Genomic DNA, 17,879 nt, shown 5'->3' with positions numbered 1-17,879 from the left:
TAGAATATCTACAATTCCTGTGTCTTGTAAAATTCGAACGGCGGCGGAGGCAAAGGTTTCAGCATTTGCGGTGGCAAACAGAACCGGAAGCTCCAACACCATATCCACACCATTGAGCAATGCCGCTTTTGCTCTTGTCCATTTATCAAAAAAAGCGGGTTCACCTCTTTGTACAAAGCTACCGCTCATTACTACGACAACGCGCTCAGCGCCACTTTTTCTCTTCGCCTCTTCTATCATATGCTGGTGTCCAAGGTGAAAAGGATTATATTCTGTGATGATACCAAGTGTTTTCATTTTTACATCTCCTTTTCCCAGAGGGTATTTCAACTTTATATATATATTATACCATAAAAAGACAAGATGGGATGATATAAAAGAAAGTGAATGGCATAAAGCTTTTCGACATTATAAATTATGGAAGTTTTGACATGGTAAAATTGATATGGAACATACTGTTTCTTAGAGAAACTTGAAGGAGAGGGGAGGTAATTTATTGTTTGCTTTTTACTAGGAATTTTTAATCTGCTTTTAGAAAGCTCATGCTGAGCATGGTTAGGAGATGTTTTTAAGATACAAAGGGAGTATTAATCACATGGAAAGCTGGTGGCTATATTATTTGTTTTCAATGATTAGGGGACGAAGCTTTCTTAGGGGATTGAATGTAATATTGCTTTGCAATAAAAAGCCCGCCTATAATAATTAGGCGGGTACGGAAAACAAATTTATTATGGTAGATAGTGTATCTGAATGTAAAATTACAATTTATCTTTTATTTTGCCAACAATATCGGCTTCCGTAAATAATACACATTGGCGAATGGCATTTTTGATGGCTCTTGCATTAGAGCTGCCATGGGCTTTCACAACGAGAGATTTTAGACCGATAAATGGTGCACCACCAACTTCATCAGAATCGAAGCGTTTTTTTACATTTCGAAACGGTGTTTTTAACATTGCTGCTGCAAATTTGTAGGAACCAGCGGTGATTTCTTCTTTAATAATATCAATTAAAGTTTTGCTTAAGCCCTCACTGAGCTTTAAAATTGTATTGCCCACGAAGCCATCGCAAACAATGACATCTGCTTCACCAAAAGGGATATCTCTGGGTTCAATGTTTCCTACAAAATTTATATTTTCACTTACTTCCAGTAACTCATATGCTTCTTTGGTCAGCGCATTTCCTTTTTCTTTTTCTGCACCGATATTCACCAAAGCAACCTTAGGTTGTTGCATACCAAAAATATTTTCCACATAAACAGAGCCCATTTTTGCAAATTGCTCTAAATATTTAGCTTTACAATCTACATTTGCACCACTATCCAAGAGAAATGTAAAGCCCGTTTTTGTAGGCAAGCAAGTGCCAAGGGCAGGGCGCTCCACACCTTCTATGCGGCCTACAATCAATAAAGCGCCAGTAAGTAATGCGCCGGTACTTCCGGCAGAAACAAAAGCATCGGCTTCTCCGCTTTTTGCAAGATTTAACCCTACAACCAAAGAAGAATCTTTTTTCCTACGAATGGCTGAGGTAGGAACCTCGTCCGTGCTGATGACTTCTTCAGCGTGAACCACTTGTATGCGTTCTTTTGGATATGTGTATTTTGCAAGTTCGACATTTATTTTATCTTGCTGACCAACAAGCTTTATATCTACATTTAATTCTTTTACTGCATCTATGGCACCTTTTACAATCTCAACAGGAGCCAAGTCGCCGCCCATGGCATCTAGAGCCACGATTACTTTTTTATCCATGAAATCACCTGAGTCCTTCCTTCATTTTGGTGTTTCGTATTTTGTTATTAAAATATTTCTAAATTCTGTTATTATTTTACTCGGATTGAATAATGATTGCAACCTCTTTGTATTCCACATAAAATGAAATTTGCAAAAATTTGTGAAATATAAGAAGAAAAGACAGCATGTATGCTGTCTTTTCGAGTTTGACATTAGTCAACTTTGATAATTGTTTTTTTGTTATATGCGCCACAAGCCTTGCAAACCTGATGAGGAGTCATCAGTTCACCACACTTGCTGCATTTTACCAAGCTAGGAGTTGCAATTTTCCAACTCTGTGCTTTTCTCTTATCTCTTTTAGATTTCGACACTCGTCCCTTGGGTACAGCCATTTCTACACCTCCTCGTCAACATTGAAAAGAGTCCTTAAACTTTCAAATCTCGGATCTATATAGGTTGTATCACATTCGCACAAACCTTCATTTAGATTCTTTCCGCAAACGGGGCAAAGCCCTTTACAATGATCGCTACAAAGAACCTTCATAGGTAAAGCACAAAGAATACCCCTTCTGACAAAGTCCGCAAGATCAATTTGATCCCCCGAAAAAGTTTCTGTCTCTTCGTTTCCTCTGCCTGTATGAGCAAAACGTTCCTTGATCTCGAAGCAAAGCTCTTTTCTGACAGGTGCAAGACAACGGTCACACCGAAGGTTGACCTCTGTATTGCCCTTTGCTTCAAAAACGAAAGTTTCATTTTCGTTTTTAAGAGTTCCCTCTAACTTTACAGGCTGCAAAAATTCCACAACATCGGGATAATCCGACGTGTCATTGATTTGCTCAGTTAGCATAACAGGAATTGATAATCCGTTTTTGCTAAACAATTGAGCCATTCCAAGTAACATACAAATCACCCCATAGTCGTACCTAAAATATTATACTGAAAGGCTTCTTATTTGTCAAGAAGTTCCTTCGTATCTCTTGCAATTACCAATTCTTCGTTGGTAGGGATAACCAAAACTCTTACTCTGGAATCAGGAGCAGAGATTTCCATTGCGCTTCCTCTTAAACAATTGTTGTAAGAGTCGATGTGAACACCAAGGTAACCCAAGTAATCACAAATCAATCTTCTTGTGGGGCCGGAGTTTTCGCCTAAACCAGCTGTGAATACGATGCAATCAACACCGTTCATTGCTGCAGCATAAGCACCGATTCTCTTTGCTACTTTGTAAGAGAATACTTCCAATGCAGCTTCTGCTCTTGCATTTCCATGCTCGCTGGCATCTTCAATATCACGGAAGTCGCTGGATACACCAGAGATACCCAAAACGCCGGATTTTTTATTTAAGATGTTATCCATTTCCTGAGGAGTCAGTTTTTCTTTTTCCATCAAGAATGTGATAACAGCAGCATCAACGTCACCAGCTCTGGTACCCATTACAAGACCTTCCAAAGGAGTAAAGCCCATGGTTGTATCAATGGATTTACCATTTCTTACTGCACAGATGGAACCGCCGTTGCCCAAATGGCAAGTGATGGTCTTTGTCTGATCGTAAGGTCTGCCCAACATTTTTGCAGCTTCTTCGGAAACAAATCTATGGCTTGTCCCGTGGAAACCGTATCTTCTGATTTTATATTTTTCGTAATATTCGTAAGGAATTGCATACAGGTATGCTCTTTCAGGCATTGTCTGGTGGAAAGCAGTATCAAATACACCAACCTGAGGTACGCCAGGCATAATTCTTTCGCAAGCTGCAATACCAACTAAGTTTGCAGGGTTATGCAAAGGTGCAAGTTCGCTGCATTTTTCCAAAGCTTCTTTTACTGCATCGTCGATGATAACGGAGCTTGAGAAATATTCACCACCATGTACTACACGGTGACCAACTGCATTAATTTCAGTCATGCTCTTAACTACGCCATATACAGGGTTTGTCAAAGCGTCCATAACTTTGCTTACAGCAATATCATGATTTTCTAAATAATCATTAAAAACAACATCCTCTTTATCAGTGGGCTGATGTTTCAATCTGGAACCTTCGATACCGATTCTTTCGCAAAGGCCTTTTGCCAATACCACTTCGCCTTCCATGTCGAAAAGCTGGTATTTCAAAGAGGAACTGCCGCAGTTCAATACAAGAATTTTCATTATTTTCTCTCCTTCATTCTTTTACCTTTTTTCTTACTTAAAAATTTATTAATTGTATCGCTTTAAAAAAGCGAACAAGAAACAAGCGGAGAATTATTTACCCATTACATGAGCCTGAACAGCTGTCATAGCCACAACTGCTACAATATCATTTGCAGAGCAGCCTCTGGATAAATCATTTACAGGCTTTGCGATACCCTGAAGAACAGGACCGAAAGCTTCTGCCTTACCAAATCTCTGAACCAATTTATAGCCGATATTACCAGCGTCAATGTCGGGGAATACCAAGCAGTTTGCCTTGCCGGCAACAGGACTTGTAGGTGCTTTTAATTCGCCAACTTCTTTTACGATTGCTGCATCCAACTGGATTTCACCATCCAATTTGATTTCAGGATATTTTTCCTTTGCAATCTTTACAGCGTCTACTACCTTTGTAACATCAGCATGCTTTGCAGAACCCATTGTAGAGTGGCTGAGCATTGCAACTCTTGCTTCCTTGCCTACAAATGCAGCATAGGATTTTGCGGAGTCGCCTGCGATGCAAGCCAATTCTGCAGGAGTGGGATTCTGATTGAGTGCGCAGTCAGCGAACAACAAAATACCGTCATCACCATATTCGGGTGTCTGTGTTACCATAATAAAGAAGGAAGACACCAATTCTGTGCCGGGTGCTGTTTTTAAAATCTGCAATGCAGGACGCAGGGTATCAGCAGTAGAATGGATTGCGCCGGAAACCATGCCATCTGCAACGCCCATTTTAACTAACATAACACCAACAAACATGGAATCATCTAAAAGAAGTTTTTTTGCTTCTTCCAATGTCATGCCTTTGCTTTTTCTTGCTTCTGCAAGGCCTGCAACCATTTCATCCATTCTATCATAAATTTCGGGATCAACGAAAATTGCCTTGGAAACATCAAAGTTGCCTGCTGCTTCCATGATTTTTTCTTTATTACCGATTAATACGATTTCTGCTAATCCATCCTTTAAGCATTCAGCTGCTGCTTCAAGATTTCTTTTTTCATAGGATTCAGGTAAAACGATTACTTTCTTATTGGCTCTCGCCTTTTCTTTCATTAGTGTCAAAAAGTCCACGGTAAAAAACCTCCTAGTTGATTGTTGAATTTCATTTGTTACCCACATCTCTATTATTATAAACAAAATGTCCCACAGGTACAAGGGCAAAGACATAAAAAAATGGCTGAAATTTACTCGTTTTTTCAGCCAAGTCCCATCTTTTTGCTATATAAATAATTGCAGGTTCTTAATTATAATTGATATGATTTCGTTATGCAATAACAGGAAATTCCATAAAAAAAGTGGTACCCATATACTCTCGGCTTTCAATGCGGATGCTTCCACCTAAAGCGGAAATTGTTGCGTTTACAACATCAAGGCCTACGCCTCTGCCTGAAAACATAGTTGCTCTGCTTTTGGTAGTGAAGCCCGGACGCAACAAAAATGCGAAAATTTCGTTATCTTCATATTCTTCCTCAGGTTTTTTCAAAAGACCTTTTTCATGGGCTGTCTCCAAAATGCCATGCTTATCTAAACCTCGACCATCATCTCGGAAAATAACGAAAACTCTTTGTCCTGCTTTTTGGATTTCTAAAGAAATTTCTCCAATAGGGGTTTTTCCCATCTGCTCACGAACAGAGGTGATTTCTAATCCATGGTCCATACTATTTTTCATCATTTGCAAAACGGCCATGGAGATTTTGTCGAAAATATCCCTTGGAACTTCTGTATCTGCCCCTGAAACCTTAACTGTAAATTCCTTTGAAAGCTCTCTACCCATGATACTGGCAAGGCGCTCCATTTGAGGGATGAGGGAAGCGAAATTTGTGTAAGGAATAATTTGTTTACCCTTACGTGTATAGGCGATTTGGTAGCTTGGACCTTCCGGTTCATTTTCGTTGTCAACATGAGCCAAAAAATTTTTGATTCTTCGAACGACAGCCCAACCAAAATCGGTAACTTCTTCATCTGTTTCCATACGACGCAATTCCCGTTTCATAAATCCAGAGACCATACGCAGTAGTTGTAGGATAGTTTTCAAATCTTTTTGTGCTGGGTTTTCTTCTTCGCGCAAATAAGAGAACAAGTCCTCCGCGCTATGGGCTGTTTCTGAAATAGAGGGATATCCCATCATGGATGCAGAGCCTTTTATGCTGTGCATGGTGCGGAATAAGCCATCTACCTCTTCCCTGGATACGGAAAAGTCTTCTTCTTTTGCCTTTTCTTCTATGAAGCTGTCAATCTTATCAATGTTTTTCCAAGATTCCTCGACAAAGATGTCTTGCAGGAAATCTGGCTTCTCTAAAAACTTTTCCACGTTATCATCCTCAAATCGTAAACTATTATTAAAAGTATATCCTTTTTTTAGATAAATTTCCAGATAAATTTTTAACGATTTTTTAATAATTCTTTACGTTTTTTTTGTTATATCACATATAAATGTAATAATTCATTTTATATGCAATTTGTTATTTATTTACCATTTAAATAATTCGGGTTTTTGATACATTTGAATGAATGGGAGTGGTTATATTTTAGGTTGTTTCAATAGTGAATATTTTAAGTTTAATGGATTTTGGTATTTCTCCTGACTGGGGAAAGGAGATTCCCCTGAAAGCAAGCATTTCATAAAAATTGAATAGTAAAAAAGAAGGACGTTGAAATGAAAAACCATGAAGAAAAACATAATAATGAAAATGTATACTTGTAAAATATTGTCGAAATTTTATCAACCCTATTGGAAAGTTTTACTCGTGTTATCGTTGAGGTTATATAATAATAAGTAGTATAATACTTATTCAAGATGTCATAAATGTGCTAAGAGTCTGTAACGGTTTTTAATAAAGCCAACCGAAGATTTAAAGATATAAAAAACAAATATCAAAACAAAATGAAATGAGATGGTTTGGTTGCAATTTGGCAAGCGGTTCATTCTTTCAGCCGCAAATGTCGTTACGTTTGTTATATGTCTTTTTCATAAATAAGGGATATCAGATTAGCGGGGAGGAACTATGAAAACGAAGGGACGAAGATTGATTTATTTGTTTTTCATTGTAGTTTGTATAATCATAATAAAAAAAGTGATGGATACACCTATATTAACAGGTTCTTTTCAGGGTACATATTCTTATGAAGGGTATACAGTAAGCGTTACTGATACGAATGAATTTTACTTAATGAATCAGGTATTAGGTATTTATATTAAGGGAGAATACGAAAGAGAAGCTGAAAACGTTTATTATTTAGAGGGAACAGGCATTCAAAGTCAGGAAATAAGATTGAAAAACAAGGTTTTTATTCTTGTTTTTTATGGAAACGAAATGAAGTTTGCCAAAATATCTGATTCGGCTATGTTTATAGAAGGTTTAGAAGATTTGGTAGTAAAATATGAAGGGAAGTTGAAAGTTTCAAAATAATGGAGTAAATACAAATGGTAATTTTTTTGCCGAAAATTCGCTGGAAAAGTTTCTTTCTTTTTTTTGCTTTTCTACTGACAAATGGGAGCAAATGGGTTATAGTATTGAAAGAAAAAATAAAGTTTTATTGAGGAGGTTAATAAAATGGATGAATCAGTAGTAATGAATGTAATTGCGGAGCAGATGAATATAGCGCCAGAAACATTAACACCGGATACGGTTTTTGCGGACTTGGGAGCAGATTCTTTAGATTTATTTCAGATAATTTCCGCTTTAGAGGAAGCTTTTGATATGGAATTTGAAAGTGACGAAGCGGAAAAAATTAAATCCATTGGCGACGCAATTGCCTATATTAAAAATGTATTGGAGAACTAAGTATGAATCATTTAAATCTGGAGGAGTTCGAGCGAAAGATAGAGTACTCTTTTACGGATAAAAGCTTATTGGTGTTAGCTTTGACCCACAGCTCCTATGCCAATGAATTGAAAAAGGGCAGTCATGAAAATAACGAACGGTTAGAATTTTTGGGCGATGCCGTTTTGGATATGGTGGTAAGCGAGTATATGTATCGTTTTTTTCCACAGATGCCTGAGGGAGAGTTGACAAAGCTTCGGGCAGCGGTGGTTTGTGAGGGATCCCTGGCGGCTTTATCCCGCAAGCTGGGCATAGGGCGATGTATTTTGCTAGGCAAAGGCGAAGAGAGTACAGGGGGCAGAAACCGAGACTCTATTTTGGCGGATGCTTTTGAGGCTATTATTGGTGCGGTTTGCATTGATGGCGGCATTTCGTCGGCGAACAGCTATGTGATGCGATTTATGGAAGAGCAAATCGCCAATACCAAAAATAACTTTAAGAACTTAGATGGAAAGACCCATTTACAAGAAGTAATCCAAAAAATAAGCAAGGTTCCATTGCTTTATAAAATAGTTGATGAGCAAGGTCCGGATCATAACAAGGTCTTTCTTGCCCAAGTTACCCATGATGGACGTATTTTGGGCAAGGGAAGCGGACGCAGCAAGAAAGAGGCGGAGCAAAATGCCGCAAATAACGCATTGGAGCATATGAACGGTTGACAACGGCATATGCTCGAGGGCGCTGTATCGTAAACTCCGATGGGAAAACATTCTATCGGAGTTTTTTTTGTGAATAATAGCACTTTTTAATAAGTAATTTTTTGTTTTCTTAAGGGGCAATAAAACAAAAGAAAAATAAAGCTAGTATTGAAAACGAATAAGGATTAAAGTGGCTTTTTTCACACATAATATGGCTGTGAACGGCATTGACATCCAATACGGTTAGGAATATTATGGAAAGGAAATGCCGAAGGGAGGAAAAACAATGGGTAAGTTAGATGGACTAGGTGGGGACAAGGTATTCTATTACTTTGAAGAGATTTGCAAAATCCCCCATGGTAGTGAAAATGAAATGGCTTTAAGCGATTATATTGTTGCTTTTGCAAAGGAGAGAGGATTATATTACCGTCAGGATGAAAGCCACAATGTTCTGATTAAAAAAAATGGATCAAAGGGATATGAAGAGGTACCACCTGTGATTCTCCAGGGTCATATTGATATGGTTTGTGAGAAAAACGCAGGAACAGAAATGGATTTTTTGAAGGATCCTTTAGACATATATGTGGAGGATGGGTTCATTCATGCCAGAGGAACAACATTAGGCGGTGATGATGGAATTGCTGTAGCTTATATGTTAGCCCTTTTGGACGATAATACATTAAAACATCCACCTATTGAAGCACTTTTTACCGTTGAAGAAGAAATCGGTATGGGGGGAGCAAGAGCTTTTGACCCATTTGATTTGGCGGGCAAACGGCTTTTAAATATGGATACAGAGGAAGAGGGCGTTTTACTTTCAGGCTGTGCAGGTGGCAGAAGGGTAAGGGTTTATCTGCCAGCAGAACGCGTGGAAATTCCTGAGGGAAAAGGCGCATATCAAATTTCTATTCGTGGATTAAAGGGAGGACACTCTGGGTCTGATATTCATTTGCAAAAAGCCAGCGCAAACCGTTTGATGGGCAGAGTTTTATATATGTTGCAGGAAAAGGAACAGTTTTTCTTGGCGAGTGTGGATGGAGGGAACATGGACAATGCCATATGCCGAGAGGCCGAGGCGGTTATTGTTTTTGACAAAGAAAAAGAAGATGAAATAAGAGATTTTATAGTGAAAACAGAAAATCTTCTTAAGGAGGAATATAATTCCTGCGAGCCGTCTATAACTATATCAATAGAACTTTTGCGGGAAGCCGTTTTTCAGGTTTTCACAGAAGATATTCAAAACAAAGTAATTTATACTTTATTGCTCTTGCCTTATGGGGTGCAAACCATGAGCAAGGAAATGGAAGGTTTGGTTGAAAGCTCAAGCAATATTGGGATTGTAAAAACCACCGCGGAATATATTTATTTTGACAATGCAGTCAGAAGCTCTGTGGAAAGTAGAAAGGAGCTGATTTGTCAGAAAATCCATGCCATTGCCAACCTTTGTGGCGCAACGGTTGAAGAGGTGAACGATTATCCTGGGTGGCGTTTTAATCCCGATTCCGAAATGTTAAAGTTGTTTGCAAAAACATATCATGAGATGAATGGCAAAGATGCAAGTATTGCCGCTATCCATGCGGGATTGGAATGCGGGCTGTTTTCCGAAAAAATCCCTGATCTGGACATGGTTTCTATTGGGCCGGAAATGCACGATGTGCATACTCCTGACGAGCGCCTTTCGGTGGCTTCCACAATTCGAGTTTGGGAGTATTTAAAAGAAGTATTAAGAAAAATGAATCATTAAAATTTAAGGAATGGTGAAGATATGCGACTGCCTTGGAATAAAAAGTATTTGGTCATCTCCTTTCATGTAATTTTTACGGTTGGTATTTTAGTTATATTGGGGATGCTTTTGTTTCAGATTTCCGAGGCGAAAAATGTCGTTATACAGACGGCGAGGGGGACCCTCGCCGTTTTTGCTCCCCTTTTGTGGGCGATTTTCTTTTCGGTATTATTTGAACCACTTACCCGTTTTATTCAAAGGCAATATGAAAAACGGTTGTCAGTAATACAACGGAGTAAAATCAAGAACAGAAAAGTGGGTACAGCAGCGGCCTATATAATTATATTTATTGTACTTTTTTTGGGTGGTAGATGGGCAGCAAAAGAGTTAGGCGCGGCGGATTTAGAAGGGTTGGCAGAGCAGTTATCCGCTTTTGTTAGAAAAATTGGGGATTATTTAGTACTGGTGAATTTAAAGCTAGCAGAGCTTGGAATTTTGCAAAATGTGGAAGGGATTTTATCGGCTTGGACAGAGAATGCAACTCTTTGGATACAGGAAAAGATTATGGGAATTACCGCATATATTCCACAGATTGGCAGCAGTTTGATTGATATTACCATAGGACTTACAGTGGCTTTTTATTTTCTTATGGAAAAGGAAATGATACTAAGTTATTTAAGGCAATTTTCTTTGCTGTTATTTGGAGAAAAGGCAACACGACGGATCCGTAGAGCTTCTTTGGAAATCAACAATGTAATCATGGGATATTTAGGCGGACAAATGACGGATGCGGTGATCATGGCGATTTTGTTCTCTCTGTCCTTTACCATAGTTGGACTTCCTTATGGGGTTGTATTGGGGCTGATTTCAGGGTTTTCAAATTTAATACCTTATTTTGGAGCATTTATTGCTTTCGTTTTGGCCATATTAGCAGGATTATTAAGCGGAGAATCCATCCGAGCACTATATGCATCCATACTGATTTTAATTTTACAGCAAATAGATAGTGTATATATAGTACCAAAAGTTGTAGGTAAAAAAGTTGAAATGCATCCCGTTTTGGTATTGTTATCTTTAGCGATTTTTGGAAGGATTTTTGGGTTTTGGGGATTATTGGTTGCTGTTCCTTTGGGGGCTTTAATCAATAATTTTATAATTTGGTTCATTAAGAAAAAACAAGGGAGTTTGGATGTGTGGTGATACACAGTAGATACCTTTATAAGACGCATTTTTATAATTCAATAAAATCATAGGATAAGGCGCCGGCGATACCGACGCCTTTTAAAATAGTTTAAGAATAAAAAGAGTATTAAAGTATTGAAGGGAGAGGTGTTAAACTGCTTTTTACGGAGTTGAGTAAAAATCCTGACAAAAATTTTTGTTTAAATTAAAGAAGTTTTCTGAAGAATTAGAGGATAAAGTTTACTTTTAATGAGAAGGAGAAGTACAATAAGGGTAGAGTGAAAATTAGGTTTGCAAAAATGTGCTTAAGGAATAAAATGTTAATTACTATTCAAATATCGAGGACTAAAAACCATAAAGGAATGAAATTTTTAGCCCCAAATAGGTTGGTAGGAAAAACCTTTCAAATGAAATAAAAGCATTGGATATTGAAAAAGCATTGTATTTTGTTTATAATGTAATTGTTAAGTATGGAGAAAGCCCTATTTTAGGGTCAGAATAGAAAGGTGGTCTTGCCAATGAAAGGATTGGTAACGCAAGAAAGTGGAAATATGCTTAAAGTCCATATTATTCGACAGGAGGCTTGTGGTCATTGTAAAGCATGTTTTTCAGGCCATATTGAGCAGGATATGGATATTGAAGCAAAAAACCTTTGTGATGCAGAGGTGGGAGATTGGGTTGAACTGGAATTGCAGGACAATGCTTTTTTAAAGGCAATATTGATAAGCTATGGTATACCCATGATTGGATTCTTTATTGGATTGTTTTTTGGTTATTTTGTGGTGAGTCCTTTGGTGTCCTTGCCTGAAAGTTTAGTATCCTTCACCTTGGGAATTGTAGGTGTTTTGATTAGCTATGCTTGGATTAAAAGCCAGAACTCCAGATGGGAAAATGGAAAATATTTGCCACTGGCAGTGCGTTTAACCTCTGAGGGTTATGGGCAGTAAGAAAAAACTGGAAGAAACGATTTTTACTGAAAAGTATAAATCAAAAGGTTATCTGTTTTAAAGATCACCTCAAGCAATCTCATTATGAGGTTGCTTTTTTTTGCTGATTTTCGATTGTATTATTTCATTTTCAAATTTTTCTATGATCAAATAAGAAAATTTCTGATATTTGTCCCCTTAAGTCAGAACCATTGTCCTTTTTTTTCATACTATGAAGCAAAGGAGATGATTTTATGAAGGAACGGGCAATGGCTCTATGCATGGAGGGAGAAAATTGCTCTCGTGCTATTTTAAGGGCCGCATCAGAAACGTATGGGTTTCCTCTTTCCGATGAACTTTTAATGAGCTGTAATGCAATTAGCGCAGGATTTGGCGTTGGTGGTATATGCAGTGCATTGGTTGCTGCGGTCATGGTTTTGGGAATTTTATTTCCCGTAGAGGAGGCTAAGCAGAAGAGCTTGATCTTACTGTGTAAAGCACAAGGAAATTGGAATTGCGTTGATTGCTGTAGACTTTCTGCAAGAAGAGAAAATTGTAACGATTTGATTGGAGAGATCGCAGAGATGCTAGAGGAGATTATTTGTGAAGAATAAAAAAGGTATGATGGATATTCTGAGCCATATCATTTTCAATTATACAGAATACGCAAATTCTAAAGTGGTCAAGCTTTTTCGAGTTATAGCAAAAAACCGTATCACAAAATACTACATAGATTTTTGTGATACGGTTTTTTTGTTTGAGACAAAACAATTCATATTCAAGGACTAATGAGCCATGGGAGAATCCCTATGACTAAAATTGCAAGAGGGTCAATCTATGATTTCTGTGTTTGTATCCCATTGACTAGCAGGTTCCTCGTCTAGGGATAATGGGGTTTCATGGGGCTGTGGAGATATATTTTCTGCCGCTTGAAGTTTTTTAAATTCCTCTTCTGTTTGGGCAGTATGAACGCTTTGTACAGCGGCTTTGCGTTTTTTTTCTGCTTGGGCTGCATGGATGGCCTGCTTGAGGTTTTTATTCTCCTGGCGCATTGTTTCAAGCTCTGCTTCCAAGCGAGATACTTGAGCTTTCCAACGGGCATTTACCTCGGTGATTTCATCACTTCGCTGCGCTAGAAGGGCAGTCAATTCTTCCATTTGTTGCTTTTGAGAGTTCTGAGTAGATGTTGATTTTTTCTGCATTTTTTGTAATGAAGAATCTTGCGCAAAAGGATTGTTCTGTATCTCTTGAACAAAAGAGTTTGATTGTGGCTCTTGGGCAAACCGAGAGTGCTGCATCTCTTGTTCAAACGGATTGCGTTGTTGTGATTGTGCAACCTCTACAAAAGGCTGGGGCTGCGCTTCTCGCCCAAAAGAAATGGTCTGTGAATGAGGCTCTTGGGTAAAGCGGCTTGGTTGCGCATCTTGATTAAAGGGAGTACGATGTGCCGGTGTATCTTGAGTAAACTGTGACAGTTGTGTTTCATGAACAAAAGGTATACCTTGTTGCTGTGTATCCTGAAGGAACCGACGTGATTGTGGTTCTTGGGTGTAATAAAGGGGTGAAGATTTTTTTTCCTGTTTCTCAGGAAGGGGCTGTGCTTCTTGTTCAAAAGGCAATGATTGTATCTGTTGTCTAGACTCTGATGCATTTACCAAAAGGAAGGGGTTAAAATTTCTGGATAAATCCCCATAGGTCTCCATGGCATTACATTCCAATGCGTCTGCATTTGTAAGCTCACCCTTTAAGCATTGAGACGGGAAGCTACCTGTATAGTGTTCCACCACTCCAAATGTTGCGCCATTGTTTTCTGAAATACAACGCAGAGGTCGGCCGTTGGCGGTCCACATCAACATAAGTTTTCCATTTTCCAAAAATGCCATGGCATTATCACAATTGGTGTCTTCCCAAAGAATACGAGGTGTACTGACTGCCGTTGTTTGCTTATATTGATAAGTAACCTGTGTGCGGAACATATTACGAGTAATATATAATATATGAATACGTTCCATGTCATTTACGATGGAAACATCAACAAAATTAGTTAATGTTTGAATCAGAGGTGTTAAGCTTCCGAGTGTATATGGAGTAAGAAGCATTTCCCGTGCGCACCATGTATTTCTTGCAGTTCTATAGTATAGAATGATGTGCTCCTTACTCAGACGCCGTGCAAGAAAAATGGTTCTTCCAAAGGGGATGAAACGGTCGATTTGGGTAGGGGCTTCCCATCGTCCATTGCGAAAGGCGCAATAAACCAAAGACTCAATTCCTTTGGTTTCTGTTGGTAAATGATAAATAATATGTAATGTATTTTCTGTTGGGACAATAAAGAATTTAGGGTTGTTTGAATTGATTGTCATGCCTATTAAAGGCTCATGCTCCCAATTTACAAAATCTTTGGAGGAGGCAATGTTTAAAATTCCCCCTGTTGTGGTGTAGAGAACATAACAGATCTCTCCAAACTGGCAAATAGAAAAGGTAGAACCAATTCTTTCCGCTATGATTTGTGGAGTTGACCAGCCTGTACTTGAATTTGTTCGCAAGAACAGAATAGTACCTTGGCGATAAAAAAGACAGAAATATCCGTTTGGCATTTTTAAATATTTTACATTGGGGTTTTGCATAGGAACGCTCCCTTGAATTTTTTTATCAGTTTATGCATGAAACGGGGGAAAAAGAATAGAAGGGTGAAAGATAACCAGAGTAGGAACTTTCATTTGGTAAAGGGATTCCCTATGGGAGTAACTTTTGATATACTTTAAGTATTGTAAAAAGATGTGTTGAAAGAAATAGAAATAGTAAAAAAGAAAAAGCTACAAATGAGGAGAGATTTTTTATGAACGAGTCACCTATTTATTTGATACATGGGTTTACTGCTTCCAGCAAGGCAAACTGGTTTCCTTGGTTGAAGGAGAAGATGAAAAATAAAGGCTTTGAGGTAATTGTTCCCGATATGCCCAATACAGAAGATCCGCACATGGTGCCTTGGCTAGAAAAGCTAGATGAGAGTGTAAAAGAAATCAATGAAAATACTATTTTCATTGGCCACAGCCTTGGTTGTATTACTACGTTACGTTTTATATTGAAAAAAGGATTTAAAATAAAAGGAGCTATTCTTGTTTCCGGATTTATGGACGAAAATCCCATGAAGGTACAAAAAGCAGGATTAAGTGAATTTGTAACCGGGGGTATTGATGTAGACGAGGTGAAACGCCTTATCCCCCACAGAGTAATGCTGACAGCGGTGGATGATGACATTGTGCCAATGGAGGCAACAAAAAAAATGGCGGACAAGCTGGATGCAAGGCTTATTATTCTGGATAAAGGTGGGCATTTTATTGATCGGGATGGAGTAACTGAATTACCTCATGTGTTAAAGTTTTTGGAGGAGTTTATTCAGGACGAAAAGTAGTCTGTAATTAAATGATGATAATAGAGGGCGATTTTATAAAGAAAAAAAATGAAAGGGTGGTTGTTTTTGATAACCACCCTTTTTCCTTTTTCAATTATAGTTACAGTGATTATCCATAGGGAGATAAATGCTACAGTCAATCTGGCCACATTTATACAGGTAATCATCAAGATTGTTACATGGACTCTCCCTTTGCCTTAGACTCGCAATAAATACAGCGATATACTCTGTTATCGCCATCTGTCAGCTTAAAAACATGGTCAATTTCCTGTTCCACAGAGGTAATGCAGCGGGGGTTTTTGCATTTAATGACGTTGGTTAATCTTTCGGGCAATTGGGGATGAAATTTTTTCATTCTTTGTCCGTCTTTGATAACGTTTATGGTGATATCCGGATTGATATAACCCAAGACATCTAAGTTTAGATCAAAATCAGCATCAATTTTTATAATATCTTTTTTGCCAATTTTGCCACTGCATGCGTTTTTGATTAAGGCGATGGAGCAATCTAAGGTTTCCAAATTTAAAAGATGATAAATTTCCATACCCTGTCCAGCCTTGATATGATCAATTACAATACCGTTGCGAATCGAGTCTATATTCATATTATTCCACCTCCAAAAGCTTTAAAATCAGCGCCATACGAATAAATTTGCCATAAAGTACCTGTTTGAAATAGCATGCCCTCGGGTCATCATCCACATCGACGGAAATTTCATTCACACGAGGCAGGGGATGCATGATACAAAGATCAGCTTTTGCAGTTGTGAGCTTTTCTTTATTTAAGATATAACTATCTTTCAAACGAACATAATCCGCTTCATTGAAAAAGCGTTCTCTTTGTACACGGGTCATATAGAGGATATCCAAGGTTGGCATAACCTTCTCCAAACTAGTAGTGATGGTATAGGAAATTCCTTTTTTATCTAAAATATCATTTATGATATATTCGGGCAATTTCAATTCGTCAGGGGAGATTAAAACAAAGTGAATATTTTCATAGCGGGACAAGGCATGAATCAAAGAATGTACAGTTCTGCCGAACTTTAAGTCTCCGCAAAGGCCTACGGTTAAGCTGTCAAAGTGGCCTTTTTCCCGTTGTATGGTTAAAAGGTCGGTAAGGGTTTGGGTTGGATGATTATGCCCGCCATCCCCAGCATTGATTATGGAGACAGAAGAATGAAGTGAAGCTACCATTGGAGCGCCTTCTTTTGGATGACGCATAGCAATGATATCTGCATAACAGCTTACGGTTCGAATGGTATCGGAAACGCTTTCTCCCTTTGCGGCGGAGCTATTGCTTGCGGCTGAAAAACCAAGTACATTACCGCCCAATTCCATCATGGCCGCTTCAAAACTTAACCTTGTTCTTGTGGAAGGTTCGAAAAATAGGGTGGCAAGTTTTTTGCCATGGCACTTTTCGCTGTATTTTATGGGGTTTCCAATGATATCATTGGCGGTAGCGATTAAATCATTAATTTCTGCAATGGTAAGGTCAACAATATCAATCAAGCTTCTCATAATGTAACATTCCTCCAGCCTTCATCACTTGGGTTATTACGGAAGGTAATTAATTTTTTTATGTCCTCTTGTTTTATATAGCCTTCCTTTGCGGCAACTTCTGCAACGGCATCAAAGTCCGAAAGGCTAATGTTCTTCACGTTTGCTTCTTTCAATCTGTCTAAACCTTTTTGCATACCATAGGTGAAGATGCTAACAACACCAAGAACTTCTGCACCTGCTTCACGAAGGACATTGACTACTTCAATGACACTTCCTCCTGTGGAAATCAAGTCTTCAACTACCACAACTTTTTGGCCTTTTTCCAATTTCCCTTCGATCTGGTTATTTCGACCATGATCCTTGGCACCGGAGCGGACGTAGCCCATAGGAAGCCCCAAAATATGAGCGGTTATTGCCGCGTGGGCTATGCCCGCGGTACTAGTGCCCATCAAAACTTCACATGATGGATATTCTTTGCGGATGGTCTCTGCCAAAGCGTTTTCCACATGATTTCTCACTTCAGGAGCGGTTAAGGTTAGGCGGTTATCGCAGTAAATGGGGCTTTTGATACCGCTTGCCCATGTGAAAGGGTCTTCCGGGCGTAGAAAAACGGCGCCAATGGATAATAAGTCTTTTGCAATCAAATGTTTCATCACGCATTTCCTCCTAAAAATTCTTTTAAGCATCTTCTATATGCAGCAACGGGATCGGCGGCTTGGGTAATGGGGCGGCCTACAACGATATAATCGGAGCCTAATTCCTTTGCTCGT

At 38.6% G+C, this 17,879-nt stretch carries 20 protein-coding genes; 8 read left to right on the top strand and 12 right to left on the bottom strand.

The genetic code is table 11. The features are described from left to right. The 7 genes from RTK36_RS09980 to RTK36_RS09950 all read right to left on the bottom strand — a co-directional run. Positions 1-297: nucleotidyltransferase family protein (locus RTK36_RS09980; RefSeq protein WP_312046704.1), on the bottom strand; the 297-nt coding region annotated here is incomplete at its 3' end. Positions 298-758: 461 nt separating this feature from the next. Next, positions 759-1,751, bottom strand: a complete 993-nt coding sequence (plsX, locus tag RTK36_RS09975) for a phosphate acyltransferase PlsX (RefSeq protein ID WP_312046702.1) — start codon at positions 1,749-1,751, stop codon at positions 759-761. Between the two features lie 194 nt (positions 1,752-1,945). Then, positions 1,946-2,125 (bottom strand): 50S ribosomal protein L32, encoded by a 180-nt coding sequence (gene rpmF / locus RTK36_RS09970; RefSeq protein ID WP_066051981.1) that lies wholly within the window; start codon positions 2,123-2,125, stop codon positions 1,946-1,948. A gap of 2 nt (positions 2,126-2,127) precedes the next feature. Further along, a complete protein-coding gene (locus RTK36_RS09965; RefSeq protein ID WP_312046700.1) occupies positions 2,128-2,634 on the bottom strand; it encodes a YceD family protein in 507 nt (168 codons plus the stop codon). A 47-nt stretch (positions 2,635-2,681) separates the two neighbouring features. After that, the gene (locus tag RTK36_RS09960) at positions 2,682-3,878 is read right to left on the bottom strand and encodes an acetate/propionate family kinase (protein ID WP_312046698.1); all 1,197 of its coding nucleotides are present in this window, start codon (positions 3,876-3,878) and stop codon (positions 2,682-2,684) included. A gap of 93 nt (positions 3,879-3,971) precedes the next feature. Next, complete coding sequence (gene pta / locus RTK36_RS09955) at positions 3,972-4,973, bottom strand: phosphate acetyltransferase (protein WP_312046696.1); 1,002 nt, start codon at positions 4,971-4,973, stop codon at positions 3,972-3,974. 193 nt (positions 4,974-5,166) lie between these two features. Continuing rightward, positions 5,167-6,213: an ATP-binding protein gene (locus RTK36_RS09950; protein WP_312046694.1), complete on the bottom strand. Its 1,047-nt coding sequence runs from the start codon at positions 6,211-6,213 to the stop codon at positions 5,167-5,169. Positions 6,214-6,907: 694 nt separating this feature from the next. Here RTK36_RS09950 and RTK36_RS09945 point away from each other — a divergent pair. The 7 genes from RTK36_RS09945 (at position 6,908) to RTK36_RS09915 (ending at position 12,809) form a co-directional block, all read left to right on the top strand. Then, positions 6,908-7,312, top strand: a complete 405-nt coding sequence (locus RTK36_RS09945; protein WP_312046692.1) for a hypothetical protein — start codon at positions 6,908-6,910, stop codon at positions 7,310-7,312. A gap of 144 nt (positions 7,313-7,456) precedes the next feature. Continuing rightward, positions 7,457-7,687, top strand: coding sequence for an acyl carrier protein (gene acpP / locus RTK36_RS09940; RefSeq protein ID WP_312046690.1), 231 nt, complete (start codon positions 7,457-7,459; stop codon positions 7,685-7,687). Between the two features lie 2 nt (positions 7,688-7,689). Then, positions 7,690-8,385, top strand: coding sequence for a ribonuclease III (rnc, locus tag RTK36_RS09935; protein WP_312046688.1), 696 nt, complete (start codon positions 7,690-7,692; stop codon positions 8,383-8,385). Between the two features lie 265 nt (positions 8,386-8,650). Continuing rightward, positions 8,651-10,108 carry an aminoacyl-histidine dipeptidase gene (locus RTK36_RS09930; protein WP_312046685.1) on the top strand — a complete coding sequence of 486 codons (1,458 nt, stop codon included), beginning with the start codon at positions 8,651-8,653 and terminating at the stop codon, positions 10,106-10,108. A 21-nt stretch (positions 10,109-10,129) separates the two neighbouring features. After that, on the top strand, positions 10,130-11,287 hold the full coding sequence (locus RTK36_RS09925) for an AI-2E family transporter (protein WP_312046683.1): 1,158 nt from the start codon (positions 10,130-10,132) through the stop codon (positions 11,285-11,287). Positions 11,288-11,787: 500 nt separating this feature from the next. Next, complete coding sequence (locus tag RTK36_RS09920; protein ID WP_312046681.1) at positions 11,788-12,216, top strand: SoxR reducing system RseC family protein; 429 nt, start codon at positions 11,788-11,790, stop codon at positions 12,214-12,216. A 233-nt stretch (positions 12,217-12,449) separates the two neighbouring features. Then, complete coding sequence (locus RTK36_RS09915; protein ID WP_312046679.1) at positions 12,450-12,809, top strand: C-GCAxxG-C-C family (seleno)protein; 360 nt, start codon at positions 12,450-12,452, stop codon at positions 12,807-12,809. 216 nt (positions 12,810-13,025) lie between these two features. Here the strand turns inward: RTK36_RS09915 and RTK36_RS09910 are convergent, their stop codons facing one another. Beyond that, a complete protein-coding gene (locus RTK36_RS09910; protein WP_312046677.1) occupies positions 13,026-14,819 on the bottom strand; it encodes a hypothetical protein in 1,794 nt (597 codons plus the stop codon). Positions 14,820-15,031: 212 nt separating this feature from the next. Between RTK36_RS09910 and RTK36_RS09905 the strand changes: the two genes are divergently transcribed. After that, positions 15,032-15,607 carry an RBBP9/YdeN family alpha/beta hydrolase gene (locus tag RTK36_RS09905; RefSeq protein ID WP_312046675.1) on the top strand — a complete coding sequence of 192 codons (576 nt, stop codon included), beginning with the start codon at positions 15,032-15,034 and terminating at the stop codon, positions 15,605-15,607. A gap of 175 nt (positions 15,608-15,782) precedes the next feature. On the opposite strand, the gene RTK36_RS09900 is transcribed toward RTK36_RS09905, so the two are convergent. The 4 genes from RTK36_RS09900 to RTK36_RS09885 all read right to left on the bottom strand — a co-directional run. After that, positions 15,783-16,211 carry an aspartate carbamoyltransferase regulatory subunit gene (locus RTK36_RS09900; RefSeq protein WP_312046673.1) on the bottom strand — a complete coding sequence of 143 codons (429 nt, stop codon included), beginning with the start codon at positions 16,209-16,211 and terminating at the stop codon, positions 15,783-15,785. 1 nt (position 16,212) lies between these two features. After that, positions 16,213-17,127 (bottom strand): aspartate carbamoyltransferase, encoded by a 915-nt coding sequence (pyrB, locus tag RTK36_RS09895; protein ID WP_312046671.1) that lies wholly within the window; start codon positions 17,125-17,127, stop codon positions 16,213-16,215. Further along, entirely contained in the window at positions 17,124-17,762 is a 639-nt protein-coding gene (gene pyrE, locus RTK36_RS09890; protein WP_312046669.1) for an orotate phosphoribosyltransferase, read from the bottom strand. The genes pyrB and pyrE overlap by 4 nt, the downstream gene beginning before the upstream one ends. Continuing rightward, a partial coding sequence (locus tag RTK36_RS09885; protein WP_312046768.1) for an orotidine 5'-phosphate decarboxylase / HUMPS family protein occupies positions 17,762-17,879 on the bottom strand: 118 nt, incomplete at its 5' end. The genes RTK36_RS09885 and pyrE, both read right to left, overlap by 1 nt.

It is taken from the genome of Anaerotignum sp. (genome assembly GCF_031981185.1).
Lineage (GTDB): Bacteria > Bacillota > Clostridia > Lachnospirales > Anaerotignaceae > Chakrabartyella.
This window is presented reverse-complemented; position numbering and strand designations above follow the sequence as displayed.